27 protein-coding genes are annotated in these 25,745 nt (G+C 71.1%); 15 read left to right on the top strand and 12 right to left on the bottom strand.

Features of this window, described 5'->3' with window-relative positions; translation table 11 throughout:
- Positions 1-8: 8 nt before the first annotated feature.
- Complete coding sequence (locus tag ABGA98_RS15305; RefSeq protein ID WP_347618941.1) at positions 9-986, top strand: aminoglycoside phosphotransferase family protein; 978 nt, start codon at positions 9-11, stop codon at positions 984-986.
- Positions 987-1,006: 20 nt separating this feature from the next.
- Here the strand turns inward: ABGA98_RS15305 and ABGA98_RS15300 are convergent, their stop codons facing one another.
- Complete coding sequence (locus ABGA98_RS15300; protein ID WP_347618940.1) at positions 1,007-1,825, bottom strand: anti-sigma factor; 819 nt, start codon at positions 1,823-1,825, stop codon at positions 1,007-1,009.
- 325 nt (positions 1,826-2,150) lie between these two features.
- On the opposite strand from ABGA98_RS15300, the gene ABGA98_RS15295 reads away from it, so the two are divergent.
- The gene (locus tag ABGA98_RS15295; RefSeq protein WP_347618939.1) at positions 2,151-3,488 is read left to right on the top strand and encodes a 3-deoxy-7-phosphoheptulonate synthase class II; all 1,338 of its coding nucleotides are present in this window, start codon (positions 2,151-2,153) and stop codon (positions 3,486-3,488) included.
- Positions 3,489-3,670: 182 nt separating this feature from the next.
- The gene (locus ABGA98_RS15290; RefSeq protein WP_347618938.1) at positions 3,671-4,477 is read left to right on the top strand and encodes an SAM-dependent methyltransferase; all 807 of its coding nucleotides are present in this window, start codon (positions 3,671-3,673) and stop codon (positions 4,475-4,477) included.
- Positions 4,478-4,525: 48 nt separating this feature from the next.
- On the opposite strand, the gene ABGA98_RS15285 is transcribed toward ABGA98_RS15290, so the two are convergent.
- Together ABGA98_RS15285 and ABGA98_RS15280 are read right to left on the bottom strand one after the other, a co-directional pair.
- Positions 4,526-4,900 carry a thioredoxin family protein gene (locus ABGA98_RS15285; RefSeq protein ID WP_347618937.1) on the bottom strand — a complete coding sequence of 125 codons (375 nt, stop codon included), beginning with the start codon at positions 4,898-4,900 and terminating at the stop codon, positions 4,526-4,528.
- A 45-nt stretch (positions 4,901-4,945) separates the two neighbouring features.
- Positions 4,946-5,680 carry an endonuclease/exonuclease/phosphatase family protein gene (locus ABGA98_RS15280; RefSeq protein WP_347618936.1) on the bottom strand — a complete coding sequence of 245 codons (735 nt, stop codon included), beginning with the start codon at positions 5,678-5,680 and terminating at the stop codon, positions 4,946-4,948.
- A 182-nt stretch (positions 5,681-5,862) separates the two neighbouring features.
- Here ABGA98_RS15280 and ABGA98_RS15275 point away from each other — a divergent pair, with 182 nt between their 5' ends.
- Together ABGA98_RS15275 and ABGA98_RS15270 are read left to right on the top strand one after the other, a co-directional pair.
- Positions 5,863-7,140, top strand: a complete 1,278-nt coding sequence (locus tag ABGA98_RS15275) for a prenyltransferase/squalene oxidase repeat-containing protein (protein ID WP_347618935.1) — start codon at positions 5,863-5,865, stop codon at positions 7,138-7,140.
- Positions 7,141-7,264: 124 nt separating this feature from the next.
- Positions 7,265-7,621 carry an AraC family ligand binding domain-containing protein gene (locus ABGA98_RS15270; RefSeq protein WP_347618934.1) on the top strand — a complete coding sequence of 119 codons (357 nt, stop codon included), beginning with the start codon at positions 7,265-7,267 and terminating at the stop codon, positions 7,619-7,621.
- A 3-nt stretch (positions 7,622-7,624) separates the two neighbouring features.
- On the opposite strand, the gene ABGA98_RS15265 is transcribed toward ABGA98_RS15270, so the two are convergent.
- Complete coding sequence (locus ABGA98_RS15265; protein ID WP_347618933.1) at positions 7,625-8,095, bottom strand: hypothetical protein; 471 nt, start codon at positions 8,093-8,095, stop codon at positions 7,625-7,627.
- Positions 8,096-8,437: 342 nt separating this feature from the next.
- Entirely contained in the window at positions 8,438-10,144 is a 1,707-nt protein-coding gene (locus tag ABGA98_RS15260; RefSeq protein WP_347618932.1) for an ExeM/NucH family extracellular endonuclease, read from the bottom strand.
- Between the two features lie 105 nt (positions 10,145-10,249).
- Here ABGA98_RS15260 and ABGA98_RS15255 point away from each other — a divergent pair, with 105 nt between their 5' ends.
- A complete protein-coding gene (locus ABGA98_RS15255) occupies positions 10,250-11,452 on the top strand; it encodes a pentapeptide repeat-containing protein (RefSeq protein ID WP_347618931.1) in 1,203 nt (400 codons plus the stop codon).
- A 12-nt stretch (positions 11,453-11,464) separates the two neighbouring features.
- Here the strand turns inward: ABGA98_RS15255 and ABGA98_RS15250 are convergent, their stop codons facing one another.
- The 3 genes from ABGA98_RS15250 to ABGA98_RS15240 are packed head-to-tail and all read right to left on the bottom strand — an operon-like array spanning position 11,465 to position 12,583.
- Complete coding sequence (locus ABGA98_RS15250) at positions 11,465-11,914, bottom strand: SRPBCC domain-containing protein (RefSeq protein ID WP_347618930.1); 450 nt, start codon at positions 11,912-11,914, stop codon at positions 11,465-11,467.
- Positions 11,892-12,233 (bottom strand): metalloregulator ArsR/SmtB family transcription factor, encoded by a 342-nt coding sequence (locus ABGA98_RS15245; RefSeq protein ID WP_347618929.1) that lies wholly within the window; start codon positions 12,231-12,233, stop codon positions 11,892-11,894. Before ABGA98_RS15245 ends, ABGA98_RS15250 begins: the two co-directional genes overlap by 23 nt.
- Positions 12,230-12,583 carry a VOC family protein gene (locus ABGA98_RS15240; protein ID WP_347618928.1) on the bottom strand — a complete coding sequence of 118 codons (354 nt, stop codon included), beginning with the start codon at positions 12,581-12,583 and terminating at the stop codon, positions 12,230-12,232. Before ABGA98_RS15240 ends, ABGA98_RS15245 begins: the two co-directional genes overlap by 4 nt.
- A 106-nt stretch (positions 12,584-12,689) precedes the next feature.
- Between ABGA98_RS15240 and ABGA98_RS15235 the strand changes: the two genes are divergently transcribed.
- The gene (locus ABGA98_RS15235) at positions 12,690-13,361 is read left to right on the top strand and encodes a permease prefix domain 1-containing protein (protein ID WP_347618927.1); all 672 of its coding nucleotides are present in this window, start codon (positions 12,690-12,692) and stop codon (positions 13,359-13,361) included.
- 13 nt (positions 13,362-13,374) lie between these two features.
- Here the strand turns inward: ABGA98_RS15235 and ABGA98_RS15230 are convergent, their stop codons facing one another.
- Positions 13,375-13,710, bottom strand: coding sequence for a helix-turn-helix transcriptional regulator (locus tag ABGA98_RS15230; RefSeq protein WP_347619454.1), 336 nt, complete (start codon positions 13,708-13,710; stop codon positions 13,375-13,377).
- A 100-nt stretch (positions 13,711-13,810) separates the two neighbouring features.
- On the opposite strand from ABGA98_RS15230, the gene ABGA98_RS15225 reads away from it, so the two are divergent.
- From ABGA98_RS15225 to ABGA98_RS15190, 8 genes are all read left to right on the top strand, one after another.
- A complete protein-coding gene (locus ABGA98_RS15225; RefSeq protein WP_347618926.1) occupies positions 13,811-14,980 on the top strand; it encodes a cytochrome ubiquinol oxidase subunit I in 1,170 nt (389 codons plus the stop codon).
- A gap of 14 nt (positions 14,981-14,994) precedes the next feature.
- On the top strand, positions 14,995-15,759 hold the full coding sequence (locus ABGA98_RS15220; RefSeq protein WP_347618925.1) for a cytochrome d ubiquinol oxidase subunit II: 765 nt from the start codon (positions 14,995-14,997) through the stop codon (positions 15,757-15,759).
- 6 nt (positions 15,760-15,765) lie between these two features.
- Positions 15,766-17,538, top strand: coding sequence for a thiol reductant ABC exporter subunit CydD (cydD, locus tag ABGA98_RS15215; protein ID WP_347618924.1), 1,773 nt, complete (start codon positions 15,766-15,768; stop codon positions 17,536-17,538).
- On the top strand, positions 17,535-19,331 hold the full coding sequence (locus ABGA98_RS15210) for an ATP-binding cassette domain-containing protein (RefSeq protein ID WP_347618923.1): 1,797 nt from the start codon (positions 17,535-17,537) through the stop codon (positions 19,329-19,331). Before cydD ends, ABGA98_RS15210 begins: the two co-directional genes overlap by 4 nt.
- Positions 19,332-19,425: 94 nt before the next feature.
- Entirely contained in the window at positions 19,426-20,049 is a 624-nt protein-coding gene (locus ABGA98_RS15205; RefSeq protein WP_347618922.1) for a hypothetical protein, read from the top strand.
- Entirely contained in the window at positions 20,046-20,369 is a 324-nt protein-coding gene (locus tag ABGA98_RS15200; protein WP_347618921.1) for a transcriptional regulator, read from the top strand. The genes ABGA98_RS15205 and ABGA98_RS15200 overlap by 4 nt, the downstream gene beginning before the upstream one ends.
- On the top strand, positions 20,366-21,259 hold the full coding sequence (locus tag ABGA98_RS15195) for an ABC transporter ATP-binding protein (RefSeq protein WP_347618920.1): 894 nt from the start codon (positions 20,366-20,368) through the stop codon (positions 21,257-21,259). Before ABGA98_RS15200 ends, ABGA98_RS15195 begins: the two co-directional genes overlap by 4 nt.
- Positions 21,252-21,992: an ABC transporter permease gene (locus ABGA98_RS15190; RefSeq protein WP_347618919.1), complete on the top strand. Its 741-nt coding sequence runs from the start codon at positions 21,252-21,254 to the stop codon at positions 21,990-21,992. Before ABGA98_RS15195 ends, ABGA98_RS15190 begins: the two co-directional genes overlap by 8 nt.
- Positions 21,993-22,059: 67 nt before the next feature.
- Here the strand turns inward: ABGA98_RS15190 and ABGA98_RS15185 are convergent, their stop codons facing one another.
- The 3 genes from ABGA98_RS15185 to ABGA98_RS15175 all read right to left on the bottom strand — a co-directional run bounded on the left by ABGA98_RS15185 (position 22,060) and on the right by ABGA98_RS15175 (position 25,742).
- Entirely contained in the window at positions 22,060-23,280 is a 1,221-nt protein-coding gene (locus tag ABGA98_RS15185) for a trypsin-like peptidase domain-containing protein (RefSeq protein ID WP_347618918.1), read from the bottom strand.
- 221 nt (positions 23,281-23,501) lie between these two features.
- Positions 23,502-25,037, bottom strand: coding sequence for an AMP-binding protein (locus ABGA98_RS15180; protein WP_347618917.1), 1,536 nt, complete (start codon positions 25,035-25,037; stop codon positions 23,502-23,504).
- 120 nt (positions 25,038-25,157) lie between these two features.
- Entirely contained in the window at positions 25,158-25,742 is a 585-nt protein-coding gene (locus ABGA98_RS15175) for a hypothetical protein (RefSeq protein ID WP_347618916.1), read from the bottom strand.
- Positions 25,743-25,745 lie beyond the last annotated feature (3 nt).

Raw genomic sequence — 25,745 nt, 5'->3', positions numbered from 1 at the left:
GGGTTCCCGTGGACAGCAGGACGAAGCGCCGGTTATCCGCGGCCGAGCTCGACGCGCTGGCCCGGCGCGCGCTGGGCGCGGGCGTCGCGTCCGCCACCGAGCTGACCGACGGCTTCGCCAACGCGGTCTGGCGGCTCGCGCTCGACGACGGCCGCGAGGTGGTGCTCAAGCTGTCGCCGCCGCCCGAGCTCGACCAGCTCAGCTACGAACGCAACCTGCTGCGCATGGAGGCGGCCGCCTACGAGCACGCGCTCAAGGCGGGCGTCCCGGTGCCGTCGCTGCTGCGGGCCGGCTTCGACGACCCGGTGCTCGGCGGCGACTACCTGATGCTGAGCGCCCTCGACGGCGTGTCGTGGAACGACGTCGAGCCCGACGGCGAAGACGCGCTGCGCAGGGAGCTGGGCCGCCACCTGGCCAGGTTCAACGCGGTGACGGGCGAGGTGTTCGGCTACCCGCACGCCGGCATCGTGGGCGCCACGTGGCGCGAGGCGTTCCTGGCGATGGTGGCCGCGCTGCTCGGCGACACCGTGCGTTATCCCGCCCCGCTGCCGCGCCCGGCGGCCGAGCTCATGGCCGTGTTCGAGGCCGCCTCGCCGGTGCTCGGCGAGGTGACGACACCCCGGCTGGTGCACTTCGACGTGTGGGCGGGCAACGTCTTCCTCGACCTGAGCGGCCCGCCGAGGATCCAGGCCATCATCGACCACGAGCGAGCCTTCTGGGGCGACCCGATCGCCGAGTTCGTCACCCCGACGATCTTCGGTGAGCTGCGCGAGGACGATCCGCTGCTGGCCGGCTACCGCGAGGTGACGCCGCTGGAGCTCACTCCCTCGGCGCTGACCCGGCTCGACCTCTACCGCGCCTACCTCTACCTGATCCTGCTGGTCGAGAACGGGCCCCGGCAATATCCGGAGGAGGAGTACGCCAGGGTCCGCGACCGCTCGCTGTCCGCCCTGGACGTCGTCCTGCAGCGCCTCTCCCACGGCTGACGGGTCTGCGGCGGGCGCGTTCAGGCGGTGGGCAGGCGGGCCACCATGACGGGGCGCGAGGTGGGCTTCTCGGAGCCGCCCGCGGGCTCGACGGTGAGCGCCACCCGCCGCCCGCCCCGCAGCGGGGCCACCACGGGCACGGTCACCCCGCCGGCCGCCCGGTCGAGCAGCCCGGCGGGGCGTGCGCCTTCCGGTCCCGTCAGCCACAGCTCGTAGTCGTGGGAGTCGGGCAGGTCCCGCAGCCCCGACGAGGTGAACACCATCCGTCCCGCGGAGCGGGAGACCATCACCGTGCCGGTGCCGCCGGTGGAGACCGGCAGGCGCGCCGTCCGGACGTCGGGCGCGGCCAGCACGGCGGCGACCTCCCCCGCCCTGGCGGTCAGGTCGCCGAGGTCGCGGCGGGCGTCGACGGCCACCGCCCCGAGCGCCGCCGTGGCCGCGGCGGACACCGCCGCCAGCCCCGTCACCACCTTCGACCGTCGCCACCCGCCCGGCGGACCGGGGCGACGCCCCTCCCGCGAACCGGTACGGCGGCGCTCACGCGGCCCGGTGCGACGGTCCTCCGGCAGACCGTCCCGACGACCCTCCAGCGGCGCGGCACGACGGCCCTCCGGCAGGCTGGTGCGGCGGTGGGCCGCGGTCAGCAGGCGAGTGCGCAGGGTGGCGGGTGGGGGTTCGGCCGCCGCCTCCGCCAGCCAGGCGGCCGTCTCACGCAGCTGCCGCACCTCGGCCGCGCATCCGGGGCAGGCGCGCAGGTGGTCCTCGAACAGAACCTCCTCGGCGTACGGCAGCGCGTGCACGGCGTAGGCGCCGGACAGGGCGTGGAGGTCGTCGTCCATCGGTTCCTCCTTCGCTGGAGCTCCCGGGCCGGGGATGTCCCGCCCGCAGGGCGTGGGAAGGAAGTCAATGTCCACTCCCCTGTGAGAGAGGCGGCTCACGCATGTACTTCGGCTGCCCGGGCATGTCGGATGCCCACGGCCACGGCTCTTCTGGTCCCGGACGCGGTCGCCGCCGCCAACCTGCTGGCCGGCTCGCTCAGGTCCGGCGCGCCCATCCCCGAGCCGACGCTGCACCTGGCGCAGAGCCCATATCCGGATAACTGCCTTCTCACAACGTGGACAATGGGGTCGGTCGGGCCGACGCAGTGGAATACCCTCGTATCTCGTGAGCAGCAATCTCGTGGATCTCGATTCCTGGCGAGCCCTCCCCGCGGCGCAGCAGCCCGACTGGCCCGACCCCGGTGAGCTCGACAAGGTCGTCGCCGAGCTCGGCGGCCTGCCCCCACTCGTCTTCGCGGGCGAGTGCGATCAGCTGAAGGACCAGCTGGCCGCCGTGGCCCGCGGCGAGGCCTTCGTCCTGCAGGGCGGCGACTGCGCCGAGACCTTCGCCGGCGCCACCGCCGACAACGTGCGCAACAAGCTCAAGACGCTGCTGCAGATGGCGATCGTGCTGACCTACGCGGGCAAGGTGCCGGTCGTGAAGATCGGCCGGGTCGCCGGGCAGTTCGCCAAGCCCCGGTCCAAGGGCACCGAGATCCGCGACGGCGTGGAGCTGCCCGCCTACCGCGGTGACATGGTCAACGGCGTCGAGTTCACCCCCGAGGCCCGCAGGCCCGACCCGTGGCGGCTGCTCAAGGCCTACCACTCGTCGGCCGTGACGCTCAATCTCGCGCGCGCGTTCACCAAGGGCGGCTACGCCGACCTGCGCCAGGTGCACGCCTGGAACCAGGACTTCGTCGCCGAGTCACCGGCCGGGCGCCGCTACGAGAAGCTGGCCAGGGAGATCGACCAGGCGCTGGCGTTCATGCGGGCCTGCGGGGCCGATCCCGAGGAGTTCCACACGGTGGAGTTCTACTCCTCGCACGAGGCGCTCATCCTCGACTACGACCGGGCGCTCACCCGCATCGACTCCCGCACCGGGCTGCCCTACGACGTGTCGGCGCACATGGTCTGGATCGGCGAGCGCACCCGCCAGCTCGACGGCGCGCACGTCGATTTCTTCTCCCGCATCCGCAACCCGATCGGCGTCAAGCTCGGCCCCACGACCACGCCCGAGGAGGCCGTCTCGCTCGTCGAGAAGCTCAATCCCGGCAACGAGGCGGGGCGGCTCACGTTCATCACCCGGATGGGCGCCTCCAAGATCCGCGAGTCCCTTCCCGCGCTGGTCAAGGAGGTCAGCGCGACGGGGGCCCGGGTGGCCTGGATCTGCGACCCGATGCACGGCAACACCTTCGAGGCGCCGAGCGGCCACAAGACGCGGCGCGTCGATGACGTGCTCGACGAGGTGGCCGGCTTCTTCGAGGTGCACAAATCGCTCGGCACACATCCCGGCGGCATCCACATCGAGTTCACGGGCGACGACGTGACCGAATGCGTGGGCGGGGGCCACGAGATCGGCGAGACCGACCTCGCCACGCGCTACGAAACGGCCTGCGACCCGCGGCTCAACCGCAGCCAGTCGCTCGACCTCGCCTTCGAGGTGGCCGAGCTCTACCGCGGCTGACTCCCGACCACGCGTCCGGCTCTTTTCGGCACCGGACACGAACGGCCCGGCCGTCCCGTCGCGGGGCGGCCGGGCTTTCGCCTGCGCACCGCGCCGGGCATGCCTGTCACAGAACGTGACATGCGTCTCAATGGCGCTCTCTGTCATCCCGATTTCCGGGGCTTTCGGGCGTTTACCCCGCTATGATCGCCGCATACAGGGCGAAATTTCGGGAGAAAAACGTGGATGATGCCCCCGAGGGGGTCGACCCCAGCGTCCCTAACGTCGCGCGAATGTATGACTACTTTCTCGACGGCAAGGACAATTTCGCGGCCGACCGTGCAGCGGCGGAGCAGATCCTCAAGAACTTCCCCCATACCAAGGAGGCCGCCCGCTCGAACCGGGCGTTCCTGCGCCGCGCCGTACGCCATCTCGTGGACGAGGGCGCGCGGCAGATCGTGGACCTCGGAGCCGGCCTGCCGACCCAGGGCAACACGCACGAGATCGCCCCGGACGCACGCGTCGTGTACGTCGACTACGACGCCGTGGTGTGCGTGCACGGCAGGGCGCTGCTGGCCCGCCGCGACGACGTGGACTTCCTCCAGGCCGACGTACGCCAGCCGGAGGCGCTGCTGGACAGGCTGGACGGCCTGGTCGACTTCGACCGGCCGGTGGCGTTCCTGATGCTGACCGTGTTGCACTTCGTCCCCGACGAGCTCGCCCCCGAGGTGGTGGCGAAACTGCGGGACGCGAGCGCGCCCGGCAGCCATCTGGTCATCAGCCACGCCGTGGACCCCACGCCCGACGTCACCCCGCAGGCCCTGGAGGTCTACCGCACGGCCACGGCCGCGCTCAACCTGCGCACCCGCGAGGACATCCTGCGGTTTTTCGACGGTTACGAGCTGGCCGAGCCCGGGCTGGTGCACCCGTACGACTGGCGCACGGACGACCCGGGCGATCCGGGCAAGGGCATCACCTTCGGGTACGTCGGAGTCGGCCGCAAGCCCTAGGCCGCCGGCGCGCGAGAGCCCCGCCGGTACCGGCGGGGCCCGCCAGGGTCAGTTCTTCTGGGCGTTCTTCAGCTCTTCGTTGAGCTCCGCCCTGATGGCGTCCATGTCGAGCGCCCGAACCTGCCTGATCAGGTCTTCCAGCGCGGGAGCCGGGATGGCGCCCGCCTGGGCGAAGACCACGATGCCGTCGCGGATGGCCATCAGCGTGGGGATCGAGGTGATGTCGAACCCCTGCGCCAGCCCCTGCTCCGCGTCAGTGTCGATCTTCCCGAACGTGATGTCGTCGTGCTTCTCCGACGCCTGTTCGAAGATCGGCCCGAACTTCTTGCACGGAGGGCACCACTCGGCCCAGAAATCGAGCAGGACGATCCCCTTGTCGGCGATGTCGTTGAAGGTCTTCTCGGTCACTTCGATGGTCGCCACAAAAGGCTCCTCGTTCGTTGGTACGTCTGTGACGGTTAGAACTCATTACCCTGCCCGGTGATTCCGGCTCCACGCCAGAGCGAACTCCACCACCAGGGCGGGGTGGTCGGAGAAGGTCTCGACGGTCTTCAGCGTCACCGCACGCGCCCCTTCGCTGTGCAGCACGGCGTCGCGCCCCGTCGAGTGGACCGGCTCGAGCGGCAGGCCGAGCAGGTCGCGTCTGGGGGTGTTGAAGTCGCCGCCCACGAACGTGAGGGGCAGCATGACCCGCTCGATCTCCTTGCCCGCCCGGTCCCAGACGTGGCTGAAGGCCGGGTCCTCAGCCCGGCGCCCGAACCGGCCGAAGGGCACCATGTGCAGGCCGGCGACCGCGATCATGCGGCCTTGCCAGGGCATCCGGGCGGTCATCAGGCCCTTGTCGAAGGAGCGCAGGCCGTTAGCGGCCAGCTCGGGGTTGGGCAGGATGACGCGGTTGACGTCTTCGAGCGGGAGCCTGGCCGCCAGCGCGATGCCGGCGGAGCCCGGCACGTGCATCGCCTGCGACAGCACGTGGCCGGCGACGTGCCGCAACGGGGTCTGGCCGGCGATCGACTCCAGCATCGGGGAGCGACCGCCGTGGAAGGGCACCTCCTGGAGAGCGAGCACGTCCAGGTCCAGATCCTGGATCAGCCGCACCACGTCGTGCGTGCCCGTGTCGTCTCCTTCGCCCTTCCAGCCTTCCCGGACGTTCCATGTCCCGACGCGCAGCCCGCGCGCCGGCGGTTGATTCACGTGCGCCATTGCACGCTCACCTTCTGTATGGGGGTTCGCCCACCGGACGACTCCGTCGTCGTCCGGATGCGAGCAAGCCTATGATGCGACGCGCCAAGAGGACACTCCAACCGATTGAGCATCCTTGTGACGCCAGCCCTCATTGCCGCGATAAAAGGATATGAGGACCATCGTGTACCGCTTGGGGGAGCATGCCTGGAGTGGTGGGTCAGGAGGAGCCTGACGTCCAGCGCGGCCTGCGCCGGGCGGAGCAGTGGCTGCGATCGTGTTACAAGTCCACGCCGGCCTCGTCGGGGTGGGGTCACCACGTCGATGAGGATCCGACGGAGTGGGGCGGGACGCTCGACGGCATCCGCGGCATGCTGGCGATGAGGGCGGAGCCCACCTCGGAGATGCTGACCAGCGCGGCCGGCTGGCTTCGCGGCCGGCAGAACCCCGACGGCGGCTTTCCCGCCAGGGAGATGAAGTACTCCCCCGCCGAGGCCACCGCGTGGGTGGTCATCGCGCTGCGCGACATGGGCTGGCACTGCGGCAACGACGAGCACGTCCGGCGGGCCGTTGACTACCTGCGCCAGTGCGTGGACGAGCAGGGCGCCGCGGCCACCACGAAGGACGACATCGGCAACCCGCGCACCCTGCCCACGGCGCTCACCCTCTGGGCGCTGTCCCTGCAGGACTGCCTGGACGACATCCGCGGGCAGATCACCACGCGGCTGCGGCACATGCAGGAGCCCGAGAGCAAGGGCTGGGGCATCACGGTCGGCGCCGCCCCCAACGCCGCCACGACGGCGCAGGTCCTGCACGCCGTACGGCTGGCCGGGGTGCGGGAGGACTTCGACTGGGTCAGGGAGGGCGTGACGTACCTGCTCGATCGGCAGAAGGCCGACGGGTCGTGGGAGAACAGCTACGACGAATGGTTCACGGCCGCCCTGGACCACACGCCGTGCCGGTGCGTGCACTTCGGCACCGGATGGGCCCTGCTGGCCCTCACCGACTTTCCCTCGGATCCGCGCTGCCAGGAGGCGGCGGAGCGGGCGGTGCGCTATCTGATGGAGCGCCAGCGCCCCTCCGGCGCCTGGCTCTTCGAGGAGTACGACCCGACGGAGTTCGTCTGGTGCACCACGCAGGTCATGGTCGCGCTGACGAAATGGCTGGAGGTCCGCCGCATGCGGCCGGTTGGAACGGTGGAAGACCGGCGGACCGGCGAGCTCGCGAGCGCGGTACGCCGGCTGGCCGCATGGACACGCGAGTCGTTTCTCTACCTGGCTTTCGGCGCTTTGTCCGTGGCCCAAACATGGGAATTCATCCAGCCGGTACTGTCGGCCGTCCTGACCGGATTCAAGATAGACGTCGAGGGCATCTGGACCAACCTCATCAGCTCCGTCCTGTGGGCCGGCCTCTGCCTCGCTCTGGCCTGGCTCGGCAAGCGGATCCACAAAGGAAAGGCAGGCGAACGCGAGGTTCATTGATAACCGCGTTCGAAGATGAAACACTTTAGGTTTGTACGTTCGGCCACACGCGGCCAGAGCACGGCCTAGGCTCCCAGTGGAGCACCGGCAGGGTCACAGCCCTCCACGGACCGGGAAGGTGAAGATGAGCACCCACGTGTTCTTCGAGCCGCACGAATGGAGCTTCCAGAAACTCGGGCACCGGGGCAAACTTTTCGAGTCGAGCAGCGCGGTGACGAGCAGCAACCACCTCATCATCGAGATCGACGGCCGCCTTCCCGCGTGGTTGTGCCAACTGGAGTGCGACTTCGTCTACTACGTCCTCGAGGGCCACGGGACGTTCCACATCGAAAACCGGCAGGAAAACTGCAAGCAGGGCAATCTCATCACCATTCCGAGGGGCACGAAGTTCACCTACGAGGGCGATGCGCTGAAGATGTTGCTGACCTCGACGCCGCCGTGGGGGCCCGCACAGGAGCGGGTCTTCGACGACGAGGACTGAAGCTCACGCTCCGGTGAGCACGTCGAGCAGCGAGCCGAGCTTGTCCATGATCTCGCCCTCCCCGAGGTGCCGCATCGACCGCGACGGCGGCATCCGCGTCCCTGAGGGCACCAGCACGTGCGAGAAGCTCCGCCGCACCGGGCCCCTGACGACCATGGTGGCGGTCACCGGATCCCGCTCGGGTGCGGCCAGCACACGATGGTAGGTGTCACGGTGCATCCGGTAGAACGACCCCGCCGAGACCTCCGCGTCGATCGACACACCGAGCGAGACGCGGCCGGTCCGCGCGAAACCGTAGTCGCCCAGCACGCCGCCGGGCGGCATCGTGGACTCGTAACAGTCGTAGGCCTCGCCTTCCCGCGCCCGGTGCAGCACCTGGAAGCGCAACGATCCGGACAGCACGAGCGAGCTGAAATCCCACGCGTGATTATGAATGGTCTCGTCCGACACGACCCCGGCCCACCAGAGATGCACCCGGACTTCCACCCCTTGGGGCTCGCGGTGCAACGATATCCGGTCGAATCCATTCGGATGCGCGTACGAACGCGCCGCCACCGTTTTCCGCTCCTCCGCGTCACCGGCGAGATTTCCGAGAGCCATCCGCAGCACAGCGCGGGCCCTCTCGGGCGACAGAACCTCCGCGCTCACGGGGTAGGCGCCGGTGGCCGACGAACTCGTGAGGCGATTGAACGCGTGGCCGCCCATCAAACCCTCTTGACGTCAGTAAGATCCCCTTCCGTTGAGATTACGACTCATCACACAGTTAGAAAAGGGGGACAGTTTGCCAAATATCATCAACTGTCCCCCTTCTGCTGTTTACCTTCCGCCGCCGGGCAAGGCCAGCCCGACAACCAGAGGGTCGTGGTCGGAGGAACGGTAGGCGTCCGGCCGGTAGAGACCGGGCGGGTTGAACTCGGTGTTGTAGTCGAGGATGCGGGGCTCGTCGGCGTTGATGTGCCAGATCGTCGCGCCCGTCACCCGCTTGCGCAGCCCTCCGCCGACGAGCACGTGGTCGAGCTCGCCCGCGAGCCCGTCGAACACGTAACTGTAGCGCTGCCGCGCGGGCACGAACTGCTTGGTCACGCTGGTCAGGCCGCCCTTCTCGAGGGTCCTGACCGGGTCCTCCTCGCCGTAGGCGTTGAGGTCGCCGAGCACGATCGGGCCCGGCAGGTCCGCGACGACGCCGAGCAGCGCCCGGGCCTGCGCGACGCGGGTGGCGTTCCAGCAGCCCTGGCCGTCGCCCTGATCGGCGTCGGGGCCGCTGGAGGGGCAGCTGCCCTTCGACTTGAGGTGGTTGACCACCATCGTGAACGGCTGCCCGCCGCCCTTCCCGCGGAACGTCTGGATCAGCGGCGGCCGGCTGAACACCGCGTCCCGCGACGCCCGGGTCTCCCCCACCGGGGTCAGCTTGGCGGGCTTGTAGATCAGGCCCACCTGGATGGCGTCGGTGCCCGGATGAGGGTGGGCGAGCGCGGCGTACGTGCCCGCTCCGACCTCGGCGTTGACGGCGTCCACGAGCGCCTGGAGCGCGGTCTGGCCGTTGTTCTCGACCTCCATGAGGGCCACCGCGTCGGCGTCCAGGCCCTTGAGCGCGGCGACCAGTTTGGCCAGCTGGCGCCGCTGCTCCTCGGCGTCGCCCGCCCCGCGCGAGCCGAGCGTGGTGAACCAGTTGAGGGTGTTGAACGAGGCCACCTTCACGTTCCCGGCCACCGGGGACGGCCTGCTCGGGCGCGGGTTGGCGGGCCTGTACGCGATCGGCTCCGTGGGCTGCAGCCGGTACGCGCCGAACCCGTACCCGAGCACGCCCGTGAGCCCGGAGGCCACGTCGCCGGCGCGCACGACGGGCGGCAGCGTGGCCGGGTTCTGCCTGGTGGAGCCGTCGTCGACGAGCAGCGAGCGGCGGGCGTTCAGCGCCGGGTCCACGCCCGGCCGGTCGGTCGGCTGGTAGAGCCGGCCCTGGGCGGAGAGCGTGACCTCGCCGTAGCGGCCCAGGTTGTAGTGCTCACTGACGGTCAGCGGCTGCGGGAACGTGAGCAGGGTGTTCTCGACGGCCTCCAGCCCGCCGGAGGGCAGCCGGTACGGCCGCGCCGCCACGCGTCCCGTGCCGCACACGTCCACGGCGGTGACCGGCGACAGCTCCGTCCACCCGTTGAACTCGGTGGCCCGTCCGGTGACCAGCACCCGGTCGCCGGGCTTGACGTCCCTGACCGGCTCCCCCGCGTAGGCGAAGAGCCCTTCGGAGGTCCGCGGGTCGGCGTCCGGCCGGGGATCCTGCAGGAAGAAGCCGCCGAGCTGGTCGGTCCGCTGGAAGTCGCCGGTGACGACGCCCTCGACCCGCACGGTCCGGCCGGCCAGCGGGGTGGCGTCGCCGTCGCCCTGGACCTGGGAGATCCGGTACGTGGCGGGGGTGTCGCAGGGGGCGGCCGGCACGGCGAGGGCGGGCGTGGCCGGCGCGGCGAGGAGGGCCGCGGGCATGGCCGCCACGATCAGGGCGGTCAGGGATGCTCGGGATAATGCGCGCATGCCCGGCACGATAGAGGTAAATTAGCCCGCATTTTTCCACATAAAAGTGGATAGAACGTTAAATCATCGAACCTTGACATGCGCCGTCGCGGGTATGACGACTTCATGGACTGGGTCACCTGCGCGCATTCCGCCGGCTGCACCGGGGTCGCCGTCCCTCCGGCCGGCCACTGCCTCGCCCACCTCTCCCCTGATCGCCTGTCCGAAGCGCTGGGCGAGCTGCGCCCCGGCCGCCTGCTCGACCTGCGCGGCACGACCGTCAGCGGCGACCTGCTGGCTCAGGTCATGGAGGCCGCCGGCGGCAGGCCGGGCCGGGCACGCTTCGACCGCGCCCGGTTCACCGGCGACGTCCGGCTGCCGGGCGTGACGTTCGCGGGCGACGTGTCGCTCGACGAGGCCAGGTTCGACCGGCTGGCCTCGTTCTTCGGCGCCCGCTTCGAGGGCAACGTGTCGCTGGCCGGCGCCAGGTTCGCCCGCGAGTTCTCCTTCCACGGCGTCACCGTGCGCGGGCACGTCTCGCTCGACCGGTCGCTGATGTCCCGCGACGCGCTGTTCAGCCAGGCCGTGTTCGGTCACGGGCTGTCGTGCGAGCGGGCCAGGTTCGACGGGTACGCCGCCTTCGACGGCGCCCGGCTCGGCGGTGGGGCCGCCTTCAGGGGGACGCGCTTCGGCCGCACGCTCTCGTTCCGCAAGGTCATGGGGAACGCCGGGTTCGACGCCGCCCACTTCGCGGCGGACGCGTACCTGTCGGCCACCGGCCGGCTCTCGGCGGCCAGGGCCCGCGCGGACGGCCTGCTCGACGTGGTCGTCGCCCGCTGCGGCGTGGACCTGCGCGGAGTGTCGGTGTCGGGTCCGACGACGCTGCGGCTGACCGACTCGCAGGCCGACCTGGAGGGCGCGGTGCTGCGCGGCCCCGCCGTCGTGACGGGCAAGGGCAGGTCCACGCTGACCTCGCTGCGCCGGGTGGACGCCGGCGACCTGGCGCTGTCGGGGCTGGACCTGTCGGCGTGCCGGTTCGCCGGTCTGGCCCATCCCTCGGGGGTGCGGGTCAAGGACTGCGTGTTCGCGCTCACCTCGCGCGGCGTACGGGTGAGCCTGCGCCGGCCGATGGTGCGCTGGTTCTCCCGCCGCCACGCGCTGGCCGACGAGCACACGATGCGCGCGGAGCCGGAAGATCCCGCCGCGACGCCGGCCCACCTGGCCGCCCTCTACGCCGGACTGTCCCAGGGCGACCACGTCACCTCCGCCGACTTCGCCTCCGCCGCCGTGGAGATGCGCCGCCTGGCCGGCCACCGCTGGTGGTCGTAGGGCGCGCGTCCCTCAGAGCCCGTCCACGACGGCGGTGATGGCCCGGAAGACGGCGTTGCGCCAGCCGCCGCCCATGATCCGGCGCGACAGCTGCTGCAGCTCGTCGTCCGGGTCGAAGCCCGCGTGGTCGAGGAACAGCCGCGTGCCCCTGCCCTCGGGCACGAGCCGCCAGGTGACCGTCCAGTCGGCGAGCTTGCCGTCGCTCCAGCTGATCTTCAGCAGCCGTTCCCGCTGGATCTCCAGCACCTCGCAGTGGACGACGCCGTCGAAGCCCACCTGCTTCTTGGGCTCCGTGGTGAACGTGAACCGGTGCCCGACCTCCGGCTTGAAGTCGTTGGGCATGAGCCAGCGGGCGACCAGCTCGGGCTCGGTCAGCGCCCGCCACACCTTCGCGGGCGGATGCGCGATGAACTGGTCGACCCTGATCGCGCGCAGGTCGTCAGCCGTCGTGTCGCGGGCCATCGTCGTCCTCCATCTCGTCGAGCACGGTCGTGAGGGTGGCGAGCCTCTCCCGCCAGAACCGTTCGTACGGGCTGAGCCAGTCGCGGATCTCCATGAGCGGCGCCGCCTCCAGCCGGTAGTGCCGCTCGCGCCCCTTGCGCGTCTCCGACACCAGCCCCGCATCCCTGAGCACCCGCAGGTGCTCCGACACGCTGGGCCTGCTCATGTCGAACCGCTCGGCCAGCCGGCCCGCGGGCTGCGCGCCCTCGTCGCGCAGCAGGCGCAGCAGCTCGCGCCTGGCCGGGCTGGCCAGCGCGGTGAACACGTGGTCGTGCGTCATGCCTGGACGGCCACGAAGCCGTTGCCGTCCGGGTCGTGGAACAGCATCTGGCGGCCCCAGGGCTGGTCGCTCGGGCCGTCGAAGGCGACGCCGTTCTCGCGCAGCCGTGCGGCCAGCGGGTCGAGGCCGGGCGCGGCGACCACCAGGCCGCCGACCGGCGCCATCTCGGGGAACCACGACGCCAGCAGGAGCGTGGTCTCGGCGCCCTTGGGCGCGACGGTGAGCCAGCGGCCCATCGGGGACGGGTTGTCGGTGCGCGTCTCGAAGCCGAGGACGCCGCCGTAGAACGCCAGCGCCCGTTCCTGGTCGGCGACGGGCACGGTGACCGTCTGGACGAGAGAGATCAGCATGTCGGACACTATATGTAGGTTTTTTCCTACATATCAACCCCGCCGCGGAGGAACATCGGGGAAATCCCGGATGGGCCCCCGGGTTCACAGTCCCTAGACTTGCCTCATGCGCATCGACGACTACGTGGCCGATCTCGACCGCGCCCTGGCCGGCCCGCACGGCCTGAAGCGCGACCTGGTCGTCGAAGCACGCGACAGCCTGACCGACACCGCCGACGCGCTGGAGTCGGGGGGCCTGGACCGGGCCGAGGCGGAGCGGATCGCGGTGGCCGGCTTCGGGGAGGTCGCCAGGATCGCTCCCGGCTACCAGGCCGAGCTGACCGCCTCCGCCGGCCGGCGGCTCGGCGTCCTGCTGTTCACCGGCCTGCCGATCACGGTGCTCATGTGGTCTCTGCTGTGGCGCGCCTACCCGCCCAGCGACGACACCTGGGCACACCAGCCGGAGTGGTACCACACGCTCTCGCAGCTGCTCGACGGCGTCCAGCTGGCCACCGGCGCGTACGGGGGAATCGCGCTGTTCGCGCTGAGCCGGGGCGCCCGGTGGACCCACCGGCCCCGGCTCGTGACGAGGTCACTGGGGTGGATCGTGTGGGCGTCGCTGCCGATCACCGGCGGCCTGGGGTTGGTGCTCTCCTACGGCACGAAAGACCCCAACAGCCTGGACGTCCTGCCCACCATGCTCGCCAACCTGGTGACCTGGGCCGTGTGGGGGATGCAGATCTATTGCGCCGCCCGGTGCATGCGCATCACCCGCGCCTCGCGGCTGCCCGCCGCCTGACGGGCGCTCTCTCTCACCCCGGCGCGACGGCGTTCGCTCGCAGGACGCCGCCGATCACGTTGGTGAACTCCCGCCAGGCCGAGCGCTCGCCCTCGAGCTGCTTCCTGCCCGCGCCGGTGAGCCGGTAGGTGCGGCGCTTGCGGCCGCCGACGGTCGCCCACTCGCTGGCGAGGTAGCCGATGCGCTCCAGCCTGCGCAGCGCGGGATAGACGGTGCCGGTCGGCACGTTGAGCACGCCTCCGCTGCGTTCCTGCAGCGCCTCGATGATGGCGTAGCCGTGCAGCGGCTCCCGCTCCAGCACGGAGAGCAGCAGCGCGTCCATGTGTCCGCGTAGCGCGTCCGGGTTCATGGTTCCGATCCTAGACATCCGTTCTCCATATAGACAGCCTACATGTAGGCTGTCTATATGTAGGCTGTCTAGATTAGACAGGCACAACAACGGAGTCGTGATGGATGTACTCGACCTGGCCCGCACGCAGTTCGCGGTGACGGGCAGCCTGCACTTCCTGTTCGTCGTGCTCACGCTGGGACTGGCGCCACTGGTGGCGATCATGCACACGCGATGGGCGATCTCCGGCAGGCCGGTGCACGAGGGAATGACGCGCTTCTGGGGGCAGATCTATGTCGTCAACTACGCGCTGGGCATCGTGACCGGGCTGGTGATGGAGTTCCAGTTCGGGCTCGCGTGGAGCGGGCTGGCCCACTACGCGGGCGACGTGTTCGGCGCGCCGCTGGCCATGGAGACGCTCGTGGCGTTCTTCCTGGAATCCACGTTCCTGGGGCTGTGGATCTTCGGGTGGGGCCGGCTGCCCACGTGGGCGCACGTGGCGTGCATCTGGCTCGTCACGCTGACGGCGTACGCGAGCGCCTTCTTCATCATGGTGGCCAACTCCTTCCTGCAGAACCCGGCGGGCTCCGTGGTGAGCGGCGGCCGGATGGTGCTGACCGACTTCGGCGCCCTGCTCACCAACAAGGCGCTGATCTTCGCCTTCCCGCACGTGCTCGGGGCCGGGCTGTTCACCGGGGGCATGGTGCTGGTGGGCGCGAGCGCGTACCAGCTGCGGCGCCGTACCAGGGAGCTGGAGTTCTTCACCCGGTCGATGCGGATGGGCGTGTACACCGCGGCCATCGGGATCCTCGTGACGCTGGGCTTCGGCTACGCGCAGTTCGGCGGCGTCGCCGAGGGCAAGTTCGACGGCAACGTGGGCGCCGCGCTGCCGCTCGCTCTCATGATGGAGGGCGGGCATCTGCTCGCGCTGGTCGTGCTGCTCGGGATGTTGCCGGCGGTCGGCGTGCTGCACAAGTGGCGCTGGACCCACCCGATCCTGATGCTGATGACGCCGCTGCCGTTCATCGTGTCGATCCTGGGCTGGGCGGCCAGGGAGGTCGGGCGTCAGCCGTGGATGATCTGGGAGCGGCTCACCGTGGCCGACGCCATGTCGCCCGGGCTGACCTCGGGCATGGTCACGGCCTCGCTCATCGCCTTCACCGCCGTGCTGGGGCTGCTGGCCGTCGTCGACTACGTCCTCATCGCCCGAATCGTCAGGCGGGGACCGCGCGAACCCGCCCTGGGCGCCGCCGCGGCGGACGAGCCGCGATCCCCCGCGCTGAGCTACTGAGGAGTGCGTGACCCATGGAAGTGATCTGGTTCGTCTTCTTCACGGTGCTGCTGGCCGGCTATTTCGCCCTCGAAGGCTTCGACCTGGGCGTGGGGCTGCTGCTGCCGGTCCTCGGCAGGACGCGGGAGACCCGGGACCGCATGGTGGCCGCCGTGGCCCCGTACGTGCTGGCCAACGAGGTGTGGCTGGTCGCCGTCGCCGGGACCCTGTTCGGGGTCTACCCGCTCCTGGAGGGCGAGGTGCTGTTCGGGCTGTACCCGCTGGTCGTGGCCATGCTGCTGAGCTGGATCGTGCGCGACGCCGGGCTGTGGTTCCGGCGCAGGCTCGACGGCTCAGCGTGGCGGGGCTTCTGGGACGCGGCGATCGCGTTCGGGTCCTTGGGGCTCTCGTTCGGCTGGGGAATGGCGCTGTACGCGGCGGCCACCGGGTTCGCCTCGCCGCCCGTCCACCCCCTCGGGGTGCTGCTGGGCGTGGTGATGACGCTGCTGTTCGCCCTGCACGGATGGACGTTCCTCGCCTGGCGCACGCCGGGCGAGTTCGGCGGCACGCGGTCGGGGCCGGCGCTGCTGGGAACGGGACTGGTCGCCGCGATCCCCGCGCTGGGGGTGCTGGCGGGCGCGATGCCGTACCTGCTGGGGCACAGCGCGCCCCCCGCCACGCTGAATGTGCTCAGTCTCATGGTGCTGCCGTTCGCACCCATCATGCTCGGCGCGCAAGTATGGGTATGGCGCACTTTCCGTCCAGGTAAGGACGCCTTCCGGTTCCCATCGTTCTTCTGAGGGCACGTGCACAAGGATCTCCTGCGGCTCATGCGGGCCGAGCGCTCGGTCCGCCGCCATCTCGCCGTCACCATGGCCGCGGCCGTGCTGGCGGGGCTGCTCGTGCTGGTGCAGGCCGAACTGCTCGCCGGGGTGCTGTCCGGCAGGTTCACGGCCGCCGCGCTGGCCGTCCTGGCGGCGGTGGTGTGCGTACGCGCGCTCCTGGCCTGGTCGCAGGGTGTCTTCGCCGGGCGCACCGCGACCGGCGTGAAGTCGGCGCTGCGCCACCGGCTGCTCGCCCGCCTGCGCGAGCTGGGTCCGGGCAGGCTCGCCGCGCACCGCTCCGGCGAGCTGGTCACGCTCGCCGGGCGCGGCCTCGACGGGCTCGACGCCTACCTGACCGGCTACCTGCCCGCCATCGCGGTCGCCGCGGTGGTGCCCGTGGCCGTCCTCGTCCGGCTGCTCGCCGCCGACCTCGCCAGCGCGGTCATCGTGCTGGTCACGCTGCCGCTGATCCCCGTCTTCGGGGCGCTGGTGGGCATGACGACCAAGGCGGTCACCGAGCGCCAGTACCTCGCGTTGTCGCGGCTCGGCGGCCACTTCCTCGACGTGGTGCGCGGGCTGCCCACCCTGCGGGCGTTCGGCCGGGCCCGCTACCAGGCGGGCGTGATCCGGCAGGTCGCCGACGCCCACCGGAGCGCCACCATGCGGACGTTGCGGGTGGCGTTCCTGTCGTCGCTGGTCCTGGAGCTGTGCGCGTCGCTGTCGCTGGCGCTGGTCGCGGTGCCGATCGGGCTGCGGCTGCTGGGCGGGTCGCTGGACCTGACGACGGCGCTGCTGGTGCTGCTGCTGGCGCCGGAGGCGTACCTGCCGCTGCGGGCGATGGGGACGCGGTTCCACGCGTCCATGGAAGGGGTGGCCGCTGCCGACGCGGCCTTCGCCGTGCTCGACCGTTCCGTCTCCGGCGACCCCGCACGCCGCCCGGCGGCGTCCCCGGAGACGGGAACGCCCGAGTCCGGGGCACGTCCGGCGGCGGCGGGCGCGCCGGAGATCCGGCTGGAGAACGTGACCGTCCGCTACCCGGGCCGGGACGGCGCCGCGCTCGACGACGTCTCCCTCACCATCGGCCCGTGCGAGCGGGTCGCCCTGGTCGGCGAGAGCGGCGGGGGCAAGAGCACGCTGCTCCACCTCATCCTCGGCTTCGTCCATCCGTCCGAGGGGCGGGTGCTCATCGACGGCACGGACCTGCGCGAGCTCGACCTGGCGAGCTGGCGGGAGCGGCTGGCGTTCGTGGCGCAGCGGCCGCACCTGTTCGCCACCACCGTGGCCGGCAACATCCGGCTCGGCGCGCCGTCGGCCTCCCTCGGCGAGGTACGCCGGGCCGCCGAGGCCGCGCACGCCGGCTTCGTGGCCGACCTGCCGCAGGGGTTCGACACCGTGGTCGGCGAGCGCGGGGCCGACTTCTCGGCGGGCCAGCGGCAGCGGATCGCGCTGGCGCGGGCCTTCTGCCGTCCTGGCGCCCCGGTGCTGCTGCTCGACGAGCCCACGGCCCGCCTGGACGGGCGGAGCGAGGCCGCCGTGGTGGCGGCGACCGCGGACCTGGCCCGGGACCGTACGGCCGTCATCGTGGCGCACCGCCCCGCGATGATCGACCTGGCCGACCGTGTCGTGCGCGTCCACGAGGGCCGCATCGTCTCCGACGCCACCCGCCCCGCCGGGACGGCTCCTCCGGCCGGGGTCGGGCCGGCTCGGGGTGGCCGGCGGGTGGCGGACGTGCGGCGTGAGGGGGGCGGGCGATGAACCGGCGTATGGGGACGCGGCTCGTCTGGGCCGTGCTGGCCGGGTCGGCGGCCGACCTGGCGGGGCTCGGGCTGATCGCCGCCGCCGCGTGGCTGATCACCAGGGCGGCCGAGCAGCCGCCGCTGGCCGCGTTGAGCGTGGCGATCGTGGCGACCAGGGCGTTCGCCACCGGCAAGGGCGTCTTCCGCTACGCCGAACGGCTCACAGGTCACGACGTCGCGCTCCGCGCCCAGGCGGGCACCCGTGAGCGGCTCTACCAGGCCCTGATCCCGCCGCAGCGTCCCCGGCACGGCGGCGCCGACCTGCTCAGCCGCATGGTCGACGACACCGAGGCCGTGCAGGACCTGCTGGTCCGCTGCCTGCTCCCGGCCGCCGCGGCGGCGATGGCCGGGCTGGCCGCCGTCGTCATCGGGCTGACCATCCTGCCGGTGGCGGCGCTGGTACTGGTGGCCGGCCTGGTGCTGGCCGGCGTGGTCCTGCCCGCGGGCACGGCCGCCGCCGCGCGCCGCTGGTCGGCCAGGATCGCCCCGGCGAGGGCGGCGCTGGCGGGGCGGGTGGCGGACCTCGTCCACGGCGCCGCCGACCTGGCCGCCTACGGCGCCGACGACGCGGCGCTGGCCAGGGCGCTGGCCGCGGACGAGTCCCTGGCCGCGCTCGAACGCCGCCAGGCCCGCGTCCATGCGGCCGCCCTGGCCGGGGGCACCCTGGTGCAGGGGCTGACGGTGGCGGCCGTCGTCCTGCTCGCGCAGGGGGCGGGAGCCGGCTCCGTCGGGACGGCCGTGCTGGCGCTGACGTCCCTGGTGGCCTTCGAGCCGGTGCTGCCCCTGGCGGCCGCGGGTGAGCGTTTGGCGGGCGTCACGGCCGCGCTGCGGCGGCTGCGCGAGGTTCGCTCCGCCGAACCGGCGGTCGGCGAGCCCGCCGCACCCGCGCCGCTGCCCGGCGGCCCTCTGACCGTGGAGGTCGACGGCCTGGTGGTACGCCACGCCGCCAGGGAGGCGTCGCCAGCCGGCGTCCCGTCGTCGGCGCTCGGCCAGGGCGGCGCCGCTCCGGCATCCGGCGAACACGCCCGCCAGACGGCCGGTCCCGGGCAGACGTCGGGCGGCGACGGCGGCCGGCCGGCGCTGGACGGGGTGTCGTTGCGGCTCACGCCCGGCAAGCGGGTCGCGGTCGTCGGGCCGAGCGGGGCGGGGAAGAGCACGTTGCTGGCCGCCCTGATGCGCCTGGTGGAGCCGGAGTCGGGCACGATCACGGTGAACGGCACCGACCTCCGTGAATTCACCGGTGACGACGTGCGGACGCTGATGACGGGGCTCACCCAGGACCCTTACATCTTCCGTGCCGGCCTGCGCGACAACCTGCGTCTGGCGGGCCCCGAGGCGGGCGACGAGGACCTGCGGCGCGCCGTACGCGATGCCAGGCTCGAGGCGTGGGTCGAGCGCACCGGCTGGGACACGGAGCTGGGCGAGGACGGCAGGACCGTGTCCGGCGGGCAGTTGCAGCGGCTGGCCCTGGCCAGGGCGTTGTTGTACGACCCTCCCGTGCTGCTGCTCGACGAGCCCGCCGAGGCGCTCGACGAGGAGACGGCCGACCGGCTCATGGCCGACCTGCTCGACGTGACCAGGGACCGCACCACGCTGCTCGTGACGCATCGGCTCAAGGGCCTTGAGACGGTCGACGAGGTCGTCGTGCTCGACGAGGGCCGCGTCGTCCAGCGAGGCCGCCATGAGGACCTGGTCTCCGTGCCCGGCTACTACCGGGATCTGTGGGAGTCCGAGGTCCTGACCAGGCGTTAGGCCGGCACCACTGCGAAAGCCGCTCCAAGGGGTGGAGTTGGCGCGGCAATCTGGTTTACGATACAAACCGGTTTGCGATATCGAGGAGTTTGCGTTGGTAGAGGACGATCGGCCGCCGAGCCCCGAGGAGATGCTCCGCGTCATCGAGGAGCAGCGCACGGCCACCACGAAATGGCTCTCCGGCGACCCGCTGCTGCTCTACCTGCCCTGGGGCGTGGCCTGGCTGATCGGCTTCACCGCGTTCTTCCTGCACTACGGGCTCGACGAGCGGGCGTACGCGCCGATCTCCCAGATGCAGGCGCTGGCGGTGCTGATGGCCGCGCAGATGGTGGCGGGCGCGATCGCGGCGTTCGGCATCGTGCGGATGAACAGCCTCGTCCGGGGCGACAGCTCGGCCCGTGGCGCGATGTTCGGCTACGCGTGGATGGCGGGCATGCTGCTCATGATCGTCATCTGCCTCAGGTTGGGCCCCCTGCTGCCGCCCGACGAGACCGGCCTGCTCTGGGCGGGCACGTCGCTGCTGGTGGTGGCGGTGCTCCACATGGCCGGCGGCGCGATCTGGCTCAACTGGCCGATGTTCTTCATCGGCGCCTGGGTCGCCGCCGTCAACGCGCTGGGCGTGCTGCTCGGGGCGGGCTGGCACGCCCTGCTGACGGCCGTGCTGCTGGGGGGCGGTTTCATCGTGGCGGGCGTCTGGCTGCGGCGGCGCGAGAGGTGAGCGGGGACAGGGCACTGCCCGATCTCGACCCGGTGATCCACGCGCAGGCCAGGCTGCGGGTGGTCGCCGCGCTCAACGTGCTCGCCGACGGCGACGAGATGGCCTTCGGCTCCATGAAGGAGCTGCTCGGCATGACCGCCGGCAACCTGTCGGTGCACCTGACCAAGCTGGAGGAGGCCGGATACGTGCGGATCACCAAGACGCACAAGGGCCGCACGCCCGTCACGTTCGTGGCGCTGACCCAACGCGGGCGGCTGGCCTTCGAGGAGTACACCAAGGCGATTCGCGCCCTGCTCGACAACGCTGGAGGCGTTACATGACCGTCCTCGCTCAAGCGGCCGAGGTCACCCGCCGCTACGGAGACGTACTCGCCCTCGACCGCGTCTCGCTCGGCATCCGCGCGGGCGAGCTGGTCGGGCTGCTCGGCCCCAACGGCGCGGGCAAGTCCACCCTCATCAACCTGTTCGTGGGGCTGCGCCGCCCGACCTCCGGCACGGTCACGCTGTTCGGCGGCTCGCCGCAGGACCCCGCCATGCGGCGCCGCATCGGCGTGACCCCGCAGGAGACGGGGCTGCCCGAGTCGTTACGCGTCGGGGAGATCGTCGACTTCGTCTCGGCGCACTTCCCCGGGCACTCGGACAAGCACGAGCTGCTGGCCCGCTTCGGCCTGAGCGACCTGGTCCAGCGGCAGATCGGCGGCCTGTCCGGCGGACAGAAGCGGCGCCTGGCCGTGGCGCTGGCCTTCGCGGGCGACCCCGAGCTGGTCTTCCTCGACGAGCCGACGACCGGCCTCGACGTCGAGGCCAGGCGCTCCCTGTGGGACGGCATCGCCTCCTTCCACGAGCAGGGCGGCACCGTGCTGGTCACCAGCCACTACATCGAGGAGATCGAGGCGCTGGCCCGGCGAGTCATCGTGGTGGGCCACGGGCGCGTGCTGGCCGACGACACGATGGAGTCCGTACGCGACATCGTGGGAATGCGGCGTGTCTCCTTCACCGCCGCCGATCTGCGCGACCTGGACGAACTGCCGGGCGTGCTCGGCGCGGAGCACGCCCGCGACGGGCGGGTCAGCCTGATGACCACCGACCCCGACCGGCTGGTCGTCGAGCTGGTGAGGGGCGGCACACCGTTCTCCGGCCTCGAGGTCAAGCCGGCCACGCTCGAAGAGGCGTTCCTCGCCATCACCTCCAAGGAGGCCGCGCATGTCTAGCCTGGTCCTCGCGCACACCCGCTACCTCGTGATCGAGCAGATCAGGGTGCCCATCGGCCTTCTCGCCAGCGCGCTGTTCCCGGCCATCTCGATGGTGGCGTTCGTGGTGCCGCTGGCGGGCGGCCAGGCGCAGGCGGCCACGACGGCGTCGGCCTCGCTGATGTTCTTCGGCGCGATGTCCGGCGCGCTGATCGGATTGAGCATCGCCGTCGCCATGGACCGCGAGCAGCCGTGGAACCTCTATCTGCGCACGCTTCCCGCGGGCCCGTTCCCCCGCTTCGCGGGGCGGATGTTGTCGACGCTCGCCGTCATGCTCGCCTCGGTGGTGCCGGTGCTGCTGGTCGCGGCGTTCCTCACGGAGGCGACGATCACGCCGCTCAGGCTCCTGGCCGGGCTGGGCGTGCTGGTGGTCTGCGGGATCCCGTTCATGCTGACGGGGTTGTTCCTCGGCTACGTGCTGACGTCGAAGGCCGTGATCGCGGTGTCGCAGCTGCTGTTCTTCCCGCTCGCCATCCTGGGCGGGCTGCTGGTGCCGCCGCCCTACCTGCCCGACTTCATCGGGGTCGTCTCGCCGTACACGCCGGCGAGGGGCGCGGCCGAGCTGCTGTGGGCGGTGACGGCGGGCACCAGCCCCGACCTGCTCTCGGTGGTCATGCTGGCCGTGTGGACCGTGGTCGCGGCGGTGGCCGCCGGATGGGCCTACCGCCGCGACGAGGGCCGCCGATTCTCCTGATCATGGGGGGTGTGCCGCCGAGTCCGCAGCGATCTCAACGGCACACCCGTCCATGAGGGGGTCCTTGTTATTTCTTCTCTTCGAGGGTGACGGTGACCTCGCCGGTCTTGCCGTCCCTCATATATGTGATCTTGACCTGTTGGCCGGGTTTGAAACCTCTGACCTGTCCCACCACAGTATCTCCGCCGTCAACCGCCTTGCCAGCGATCTTGGTGATCAGGTCGCCCTCCTCGAGCCCGGCCTTCTCCGCCGGGCTCCCCGCGGTGACCTGCCTGACCAGGGCGCCCGGCACGTCGCCGGTGGCGTCGGTGACGCTCACGCCGAGGAAGGCGTGGGTGACCTTGCCGCTGCTGATGAGCTGTTCGGACACCTGCTTGGCGGTGTTGACCGGGATGGCGAAGCCGACGCCGCCGCCGGCCGCCTCGGAGGCGATCGCGGTGTTGATGCCGACCAGCTCACCGGCGGCGTTCACGAGCGCGCCCCCGGAGTTGCCGGGGTTGATCGAGGCGTCGGTCTGGATCGCCCCGCCGATCGTGGTGCCGCTGCTCTCCTGACCCTGCTGGGGCCAGCCCGGCGGGAGTTGCTGGCGCGGCTCGTCGCCGGTGGTCAGCGTACGGTCCAGCGCGCTGACGATGCCCGCCGTGACCGACCCGGCCAGGCCGAGAGGGCTGCCGATGGCGAGCACGGCGTCGCCCACCTTGAGCTTGTCGCTGTCGCCGAGCGTGGCCTTGGGCAGCCCCGAGACCCCTTCCGCGCGGATGACCGCGAGGTCGGTGGCGGGGTCGGTGCCGACCGCGGTGGCCTTGGCCGTCTTGCCGTCGCTGAACTTGACGGTCATCTGCCCGCCGCCGGGCTCCACCACGTGGTTGTTGGTGAGGATGAGGCCGTCCTCCGACAGCACGACCCCCGAGCCCTCACGCGTCTGACCCTTGATCATCACCACGGTCGGCTGCACCTTCGCCGCGACGTCGGCGACGGTCATCTGGTCGGCGGCGGGCTTGAAGACGGGGCTCGGCGTGCCGGTGCCGGCGACCGGCTCGGGCTGGAACGAGGTGGCCACGGCGGCGCCCACGACGCCGCCGCCGACGGCCACCGCGGCCAGGGCCAGCCCGGCGATCGCCTTCCTGCCGGCGGAGAAACCCGGCTTCTTCGGCGGTGCGGGCGGCGGAGGCGGCGGCTGCTCCATCCCGATCGTGTCACGCCGGGGAAAGCCCCCGGCGGACGGCGGGGTGGCACCGAACTGGCTCCACCCGCCGGTGCTCTGCTCGCGAGGCTCGTTCGCGTCCATTCGTCCCTCTCCCTCAAGTCCCGATGACTCAAGAGTGCCAAGTCCCGCGTAAGAGCCGTTTAAGGTCGTGATCGGCCGCGTCGGGGCGCTTTGACATGTCGTTTATCACCGCTGGTCAAGGACCGGTCGCAGGGAGCGAGATCGTGCGAGAAATTTCTCGCGGACGGCGGCCCCGCCCTGCTGGCGGCCGTCACCGGCGGTTTCCGACCGTGGCCGAATCTTTACGTTCGCGCCGGCCAGTACTCGTCCCGCAGCAGGCGCTTGTAGAGCTTGCCCGTCGGGTGGCGGGGCAGTTCCTCGCGGAAGTCGACCGACTTGGGACACTTGTAGTGCGCGAGGCGCTCGCGGCAGTACGCGATCAGCTCCGCCTCCAGCCCGGAGCCCGCCTCGGCCATGGACGCCGGCTCGACCACCGCCTTGACCTGCTCCCCCATCTCCTCGTCCGGTACCCCGAACACCGCCACGTCGGCGACCTTCGGATGCACCGACAGCACGTTCTCGGCCTCCTGCGGGTAGATGTTCACCCCGCCTGAGATGATCATGTACGAGCGGCGGTCGGTGAGGTACAGGAAGCCGTCGGCGTCCAGGTAGCCGATGTCCCCCAGGGTCGTCCAGCCCCTCCCCCGCGGGTCCTGGGCCGCGCGGGTCTTGCCGGGGTCGCCGTGATATTCGAAGCGGCCGCCGTTCTCGAAGTAGATCGTGCCGTGCTCGCCCGGCGGCAGGTCGTTGCCGTCCTCGTCGCAGATGTGCACGATGCCGAGCAGGGAGCGGCCGACGGTGCCCCTGCGCCGGAGCCAGTCCTCGGAGTCGACGTAGAGGAAGCCGTTGCCCTCGGTGCCCGCGTAGTACTCGTGGATGATCGGGCCCCACCAGTCGATCATCTGCTCCTTGACGGGGATGGGGCAGGGGGCGGCGGCGTGGATCGCATACCTGAGCGAGGAAATATCGTATTTTGCGCGGGTTTCTGGTGGGAGCTTGAGCATCTTGATGAACATCGCCGGCACGAGCTGCGAGTGCGTCACCCCGTACCTCTCCACCAGCGCCAGGTACTGCTCGGGGTCGAAGCGCTCCATGACCACCACCGTCGCGCCGAGCCGCTGGAACGTCAGGGAGTAGCGCAGCGGCGCGGCGTGGTAGAGCGGCGCCGGCGAGAGGTAGACGCTGCCGGACGACGGCGCGAACAGGGCCTCGATGAGCTTGAACAACATCCCGGGCTCGGTGAGCGGGCCGTGCGTGGAGGCCGTCTTGACACCCTTCGGCCGCCCCGTGGTGCCGGAGGAGTAGAGCATGTCCGCCCCGAGGCACTCGTCGGCGATCGGGGTGACCGGCTGCTTCGCGACCGCCTCCTCGTACGAGGCGAAGCCGTCGGCCACGCCGTCGAGCATGAGCCGCAGCTCGACACCCGGCGTGTCGCCGGCGATCGAGGTCGCGACCCCGGCCAGGTCGGCGCTCGTGATGAACACACGGGCGCCGCAGTTGCCGACGATGTAGGCCAGCTCGCCGGCCTGCAGCCGCGAGCTGACGGGCGTGTAGGACAGGCCCGAGCGGTGCGCGGCCCAGGCGATGGCCAGGAAGAGCGGATGGTTGGCGAGCATGAAGGCGACGTGGTCGCCCGGCCGCAGTCCCGCCGCGCGGAACAGGTGGGCCAGCCGGTTCGACTCCTCGTCCAGCTCGCGGTAGGTGACGACCTTCCCGGAACCCGCCATGATCACAGCGGGCTTGTCTGGGGTGGCTGCTGCGATGGCTCCCGGATACATGAACAGAACAGTATTCGGCCGCTTGCCCTCCACGCCACAACCCGTTGCGCGGGCTTTCCTCCGGCACGGCGAAGCCGCGGCCTCGTCGTCGAGGCCGCGGCTCGTAGGTACGGCGGCGCGTCAGGCGGCCGCGTGGAAGACGTCCTGCCAGCCGCTGTGGTGGCCGGTCGGGTGGTGACGGCCGCCCCTGCTCACGTCCACGTAAATGTGGTCGACGTCCGTGGCGTGGAAGGAGAAGCGCCTCGGGTGCCTGTCGCAGTTGCGGAACCGCTCGACATACGAGGAACCGTCCTCACGCACGACCTTGAACGTTTCCCACGCGCACTTGTTCCGGCCCCACCATTTGTGGTTGGAGAGGGTGCTGCGCACGGTGTAGGAGTGTTCGTACCGCCACTGCCACATGTGCTTCTTGATTTTCTTCACGACCCACTTGCAGTGCTTGTGGCCCTTACGGTCCTCCCAGCACACCCGCTTCTTCACCGGCACCCACTTCACGTACCAGTGCTTGACGCGCTTCTTGTCGACCGACACGTGGCCGGACGCCTCGGCCTTGTGGTCGGTGGAGTCATAAGGTCCCCAGCTCACGTAGGAGGAGCGGGTTTCGGATGCCGTGCCGCCTGCCGTCGCGTTCGCGGCGGCCGGAGCGATGAGCGCCACCAGAAGGGCGGCGACGACGCCGAGCATGATTCGCGAGACGAATCGCACTTG

The organism is Nonomuraea sp. B1E8 (assembly GCF_039871515.1).
GTDB lineage: Bacteria > Actinomycetota > Actinomycetes > Streptosporangiales > Streptosporangiaceae > Nonomuraea.
The sequence above is the reverse complement of the archived record's forward strand: the minus strand, read 5'-3'. Positions and strand labels throughout refer to the sequence as shown.